At 72.6% G+C, this 5,936-nt stretch carries 5 protein-coding genes; 3 read left to right on the top strand and 2 right to left on the bottom strand.

Translation table 11 applies throughout. The annotated features are described in order from the left end of the window. The coding region (locus BKN37_RS25205) for an SDR family NAD(P)-dependent oxidoreductase (protein ID WP_131823693.1) at positions 1-764 on the top strand (764 nt) is incomplete at its 5' end. A gap of 84 nt (positions 765-848) precedes the next feature. On the opposite strand, the gene BKN37_RS25200 is transcribed toward BKN37_RS25205, so the two are convergent. Further along, positions 849-2,390 carry a leucyl aminopeptidase gene (locus BKN37_RS25200; RefSeq protein WP_071029791.1) on the bottom strand — a complete coding sequence of 514 codons (1,542 nt, stop codon included), beginning with the start codon at positions 2,388-2,390 and terminating at the stop codon, positions 849-851. Positions 2,391-2,396: 6 nt separating this feature from the next. Beyond that, positions 2,397-3,497, bottom strand: coding sequence for an adenylate/guanylate cyclase domain-containing protein (locus tag BKN37_RS25195; protein ID WP_071029788.1), 1,101 nt, complete (start codon positions 3,495-3,497; stop codon positions 2,397-2,399). Between the two features lie 45 nt (positions 3,498-3,542). Between BKN37_RS25195 and gcvT the strand changes: the two genes are divergently transcribed. Then, positions 3,543-4,637 carry a glycine cleavage system aminomethyltransferase GcvT gene (gene gcvT / locus BKN37_RS25190; protein WP_071029790.1) on the top strand — a complete coding sequence of 365 codons (1,095 nt, stop codon included), beginning with the start codon at positions 3,543-3,545 and terminating at the stop codon, positions 4,635-4,637. Positions 4,638-4,660: 23 nt separating this feature from the next. Beyond that, on the top strand, positions 4,661-5,782 hold the full coding sequence (locus tag BKN37_RS25185) for a branched-chain amino acid aminotransferase (protein ID WP_071029786.1): 1,122 nt from the start codon (positions 4,661-4,663) through the stop codon (positions 5,780-5,782). The last annotated feature ends 154 nt before the right edge of the window (positions 5,783-5,936 follow it).

Here is a 5,936-nt window from a genome sequence, read left to right as displayed (position 1 = left end):
CCCCCCCCCCCCAAGCCCGACAACCCCCACCCACCACCCGGGCCGCCCCCCGCAACGAGGCCGCCGTCAAGGACACCGCCGCGGCCATCGCGGCCCGCGGCGGCGTCGCGCACGCCTACCCCCTCGACGTCGCCGACGCCGAGGCCGTCGAGGCGTTCGCCGCGCAGGTGGGCGCCGAGCACGGGGTGCCCGACATCGTGGTCAACAACGCCGGCATCGGGCAGGCCGGCCGGTTCCTGGACACTCCCACCGAACAGTTCGACCGGGTGCTCGACGTCAACTTCGCCGGGGTGGTCAACGGCTGCCGGGCGTTCGCGCGGCGACTGGTCGAGCGGGGCACCGGCGGGCACATCGTCAATGTGGCGTCGGCCGCCGCCTACACGCCCTCGCAGTCGATGAACGCCTACTGCACCGCCAAGGCCGCCGTCTACATGTTCTCCGATTGCCTACGCGCCGAACTGGATTCGGCCGGCGTCGGGGTGACGACCATCTGTCCCGGGGTGATCGACACCAATATCGTGCACACCACCCGCTTCGACGCGCCGCCCGGAATGGCCGAGCGGGTGGCCGGCCGGCGCGCCCAGCTGGAGAAGATGTTCGCGGTGCGCCATTACGGCCCGGACAAGGTCGCCCAGGCCATCGTGTCGGCGGTCCAGAAGCACAAGGCGATCCGGCCGGTCACCCCGGAGGCCTACCTGCTCTACGGGGCGTCGCGGCTGGCCCCGCAGGCGCTGCGCAGCACCGCGCGCCGCCGGCTGCTCTAGCGCGCCCGCGGCGCGCCGCGTGTGGACTTGAGGCACGCGATTTCGCCGGCGGCGTGACCGAAGTCCACACTCGCCGGACGAAAGTTAACCGTGCGCGGCGATGTCCTCCAGCACCGCGAACATGGTGCGGGTCGGCACCCCGGTACCGCCCTTTCCGGTGTAGCCCCACGGGGCGGAGCTGTTGTAGGCCGGGCCGGCCACGTCGATGTGCGCCCAGGCCACCCCGTCGGCGACGAACTCGCGCAAATACACCCCGGCGACCAGCATGCCGGCGAACCGCTGACCGCTGACGTTGGCCAGGTCGGCGACGGTGGACTTCAGGTCGTCCTTGAGCTCGTCGGGCAGCGGCATCGGCCAGCCGTTCTCGCCGACCGCCTGCGAAATCGCCGCCACCCGGTCGCGGAACTCCTCCGAGCCCATCACCCCGGGGGTGCGCGCACCCAGCGCGACGGTCTGCGCCCCGGTCAGCGTCGAGGTTTCGATCAGGTAGTCCGGCCGGTCCTCGCAGGCCCGCACGATCGCGTCGGCCAGGATCAGCCGGCCCTCGGCGTCGGTGTTGAGCACCTCCACGGTGGTGCCGCCGTACTGGGTGAGCACATCGCCGGGGCGCTGCGCGGTGCCCGACGGCATGTTTTCGGCCATCGGCACGGTGGCGGTGACGTCGATCGGCAGGCCCAGCCGCCCGGCCAGCAGCACGGTGGCGATCACCGCGGCCGCCCCACCCATATCGGAGGTCATGTGGTGCATGGAGGCCGCCGGCTTGATCGAGATGCCGCCGGTGTCGAAGGTGACGCCCTTGCCGACCAGCGCCACCTTCTTGGCCTGGGCCGGGTTCTTGGCCAGCTTGGCGCCGCGGTGGGTCAGCCGCACCAGCCGCGGCGGCCGCGACGAGCCCTGCCCCACCCCGATCAGCCCGCCGTAGCCGCCCTTGGCCAGCGCCTTCTCGTCGAGCACCTCCACGTCCAGGCCGGCGGCCTCGGCCAATGCGGTTGCCCGCTTGGCGAATTCGCCGGGAAACAGGTGGGACGGCGGGGTGTTGACGAAGTCGCGGGCGGTGGCCACCGCGGTCGCGACGGCCTCGGCGTGCGCGGCCTCGGCCTTGGCGGACTTGGCCGCCGACAGCACGGTGATCTTGGCTAGGCCCGGGTCCTTGGGGGCGGTCTTGGCCGAGCGGAACGCGGTGAACCGGTAGCTGCCCAGGATCAGCCCCTCCACGGTGGCGGCCACCAGCCCGTCGCCGCGCAACCCGGCCAGGGTGCTGATCACCGCCTCGGTGCCGTTCAGCGCGCGCGCCGCCGCCCCGGCCGCCCGGCGGACCACGTCGGCGGGCCAGTCGTCGTGGCGTTTGCCCAGGCCGACCGCCAGCACACTGGCCACCGGCAGCGAGGTGACGACCAGGCGGTGCACCTGCTCGGCGGTGCCCTTGGCGTTGAGCGCGGCCAGCCCGGCTTCGATCTCGGCGATCGCGTCGGCGGGCAGGCTCGGCTCGGTCAGCGCGACCAGCGCGCCGGACTCATCGCCGGTGGACACCACCGGCACGATCAGCACCGCCTTGGCGGTGCCGCGGCCGGGCAGCGCGGCGGCGACGGTGACGGCGGGGGGCTGGTAACCGGGTGCGGTGCTCACGACCACCTACCTTAATGGGCGGCCGCCACGCAGGTCATACGGTGCCACCGGGTCCTGGAAACCTTTGAGCGACAACGGATCCAGCAGCGTGGCCGGCCAGTCGGGCAACTCGTCGCGGATGTCGGCGGTGGCCAGGATCTGGCCGGGCTCCGCGGCCCCGACCAGCCGGGCGGCCAGGTTCACCGGATTGCCGAAGTAGTCGCCGTTGAGGGCCAGCACCTCGCCGTAGCCCAGGCCGGCGCGCACCTGCAGCCCGACCCGACGGGCCTTCGGGTGTTCGACCAGGTCGACCGCGGCCCGGGCCAGCCGCTCCGGGGTGGTGCTGACCCACATCACCGCGTCGCCGATGAACTTCACCACCCGGCCGCCGTCGCCGTGCACGACGTCGGCGACGGTGCCGCCGAAGTCGGTGAGCAGGGCCGCCAGCTCGGCGGCGGTGAGCAGCTGGGTCAGCGCGGTGAAGCCGGTCAGGTCGACGAACCCGACGCCGCACACCACGCTGGTCGACGGCCCGCCCTCCAGCCCCTCCAGGAACGTGCGGGCGCTGACCTGGTGGTGGCGGTGCACGGCGTCGATCATCGCGCCCAGGCGCGGGATGTACTGCGCGACCAGCCGCCAGGCCCGGGCGGTGGCCACCTCGTCGCCGGTGTGGCCGAGCCACATGTCGGGTTGGGTGAGCCGGATCATCGACGACTCGGCCTCGGCCAGCCGCGCCATCGTCGCCCCCAACACCCGCAGGAAGCCGTCGACCGGCTCCCCGAGGTAGGACCGCATCTCGGCCCAGGTGGCCAGCCCGTCGACGTCGGCCTGGCTGAGCGCCGGCGCGTCGGGATCGGCGACGCTCAGGCCGAGCATCGTCCAGGCCCGCTCGACGTCGCCGACCGGCACGCCGAGTGCGGCGGCGGCGCTGCGCAAGCTGTAGCAGGGCGGGCCCGAGCGGCCCACCACGTCGCCGGCCAGCCCGAACAGCCGGCCGCGGCGTTCGGCCTCGACCATCTCGGCGGCGGTGAACCCCAGGCCGTGCAGGTATTCGATCAGCGGCGCCCGCCGGCGCGCGTCGGCGATACCGGCCGCCTCCAGCGCCTCGAAGTCCACGCCATCGGCCACCTGGTCAGTGTGCCAGCGTCGGCCGGCCGATTAGGGTGGATCGTCGTGAGCGAATTGCAGCATGGACCGCTGGAAGACCGCCACCGCGACCTGGGCGCCAGCTTCGCCGAGTTCGGCGGCTGGCTGATGCCGGTGTCCTATGCCGGCACCGTCGCCGAACACACCGCCACCCGCAGCACCGTCGGGCTGTTCGACGTCAGCCATCTGGGCAAGGCCACCGTGCGCGGGCCGGGCGCGGCGGCGTTCGTCAACGCCACCCTGTCCAACGACCTGAACCGGATCGGGCCGGGCAAGGCGCAATACACGTTGTGCTGCACCGAATCCGGCGGCGTCATCGATGACCTGATCGCCTACTACGTCGCCGACGACGAGATCTTTTTGGTGCCCAACGCCGCCAACACGGCCGCGGTGGTGGCCGCGCTGGCCGCGGCCGCCCCGCCCGGTGTCACCGTCACCGACGAACACCGCTCCCGGGCGGTGCTGGCCGTGCAGGGGCCGCGCTCGGCCGCGGTGCTCGATCGGCTGGGGTTGCCGACGACGATGGACTACATGGGTTTCGCCGACGCCGCGTTCTCCGGGGTGCCGGTGCGGGTGTGCCGCAGCGGCTACACCGGGGAGCACGGCTACGAGCTGCTGCCGCCCTGGGAGTCGGCGGGCGTGGTGTTCGACGCCCTGGTCGCCGCGGTGCGCGACGCCGACGGCGAGCTGGCCGGGCTGGGGGCGCGGGACACGTTGCGCACCGAGATGGGCTATCCGCTGCACGGCCACGAACTCTCGGTGGACATCTCGCCGCTGCAGGCCCGCTGCGGCTGGGCGATCGGCTGGAAAAAGGACGCGTTTTTCGGCCGGGACGCGTTGCTGGCCGAGAAGGCGGCCGGCCCGCGGCGGCTGCTGCGCGGGCTGCGCGCGGTGGGCCGCGGGGTGCTGCGGCCGGGCCTGGCCGTGCTCGACGGGTCGACCACGGTGGGCCTCACCACCTCGGGCACGTTTTCGCCGACGCTGAAGGCCGGGATCGCGCTGGCGCTGATCGACGCCGACGCCGGCGTCGAGGACGGCCAGCACCTCAGCGTCGATGTGCGGGGCCGGGCGCTGGACTGCGAGGTGGTGCGGCCGCCGTTCGTGACAGCAAAAACCCGGTAGCGGCCGACGATACAATCGCTGCCATGGCGACCGTTGGCCCGGAAGGCGACCTCCTCGAGTTCACCGTTGCACGCAACCCGCGGCCGGCGACCGCGGAGGCCCGCGACGCGATCCTGGCCGACCCGGGGTTCGGCAAATATCACACCGACCACATGGTGTCGATCAACTACACCGCCGAGCGGGGCTGGCACGACGCGCAGGTGCTGGCCTACGGGCCGATCGAACTGGACCCGTCGGCGATCGTGCTGCACTACGCGCAGGAGATCTTCGAAGGCCTCAAGGCCTACCGCTGGACCGACGGGTCGGTGGTGTCGTTTCGGCCGGAAGCCAACGCCGCCCGGCTGCGGTCCTCGGCGCGTCGGCTGGCGATCCCGGAGTTGCCCGAGGAGCTGTTCATCGAGTCGCTGCGGCAGCTGATCGCCGTCGACGGCGCCTGGGTGCCCCCGGCCGGCGGGGAGGAGTCGCTGTATCTGCGGCCGTTCATCGTCGCCACCGAGCCGGGGCTGGGGGTGCGCCCGGCCCGCGAATACCGCTACCTGGTGATCGCGTCCCCGGCCGGGGCGTACTTCAAGGGCGGCGTCAAACCGGTCAGCGTGTGGCTGTCCACCGAGTACGTGCGGGCCTGCCCGGGTGGCACCGGGGCGGCCAAGTTCGGCGGCAACTACGCCGCGTCGCTGGTGGCCCAGGCGCAGGCCGCCGACCACGGCTGCGACCAGGTGGTGTGGCTGGACGCCACCGAACGCCGCTACATCGAGGAGATGGGCGGCATGAACCTGTTCTTCGTGTTCGGCAGCGGCGGGTCGGCGCGGCTGGTCACCCCGGAGCTGTCCGGGTCGCTGCTGCCCGGCATCACCCGGGATTCGTTGCTGCAGTTGGCCACCGACGCCGGATTCGCCATCGAGGAACGCAAGATCGACGTCGACGAGTGGCAGAAGAAGACCGCCGCGGGGGAGATCACCGAGGTGTTCGCCTGCGGCACCGCGGCGGTGATCACCCCGGTGTCGACCGTCAAGCACGCCGACGGCGAGTTCACCGTCGGCGACGGCCAGCCGGGGGAGGTGACGATGGCGTTGCGCGACACGTTGACCGGCATCCAGCGCGGCACCTTCGCCGACACCCACGGCTGGATGGCCCAGCTGGGCTAAGCCCCGCCCGGCGGGCCAGCCCGCCCGCCCCGCGAGCAGACGCAGATTCGCACGTTCGGGCGCCGAATCGTGCGAATCTGCGTCTGCTCGCGGTCAAAAAGCGGCCAGGCCGACCGCGAGCAGACGCAGATTCGCACGATTCGGCGCCCGAACG

Origin of the sequence: Mycobacterium talmoniae, from assembly GCF_001854525.1 — a bacterium.
Lineage (GTDB): Bacteria > Actinomycetota > Actinomycetes > Mycobacteriales > Mycobacteriaceae > Mycobacterium > Mycobacterium talmoniae.
The sequence above is the reverse complement of the archived record's forward strand: the minus strand, read 5'-3'. Positions and strand labels throughout refer to the sequence as shown.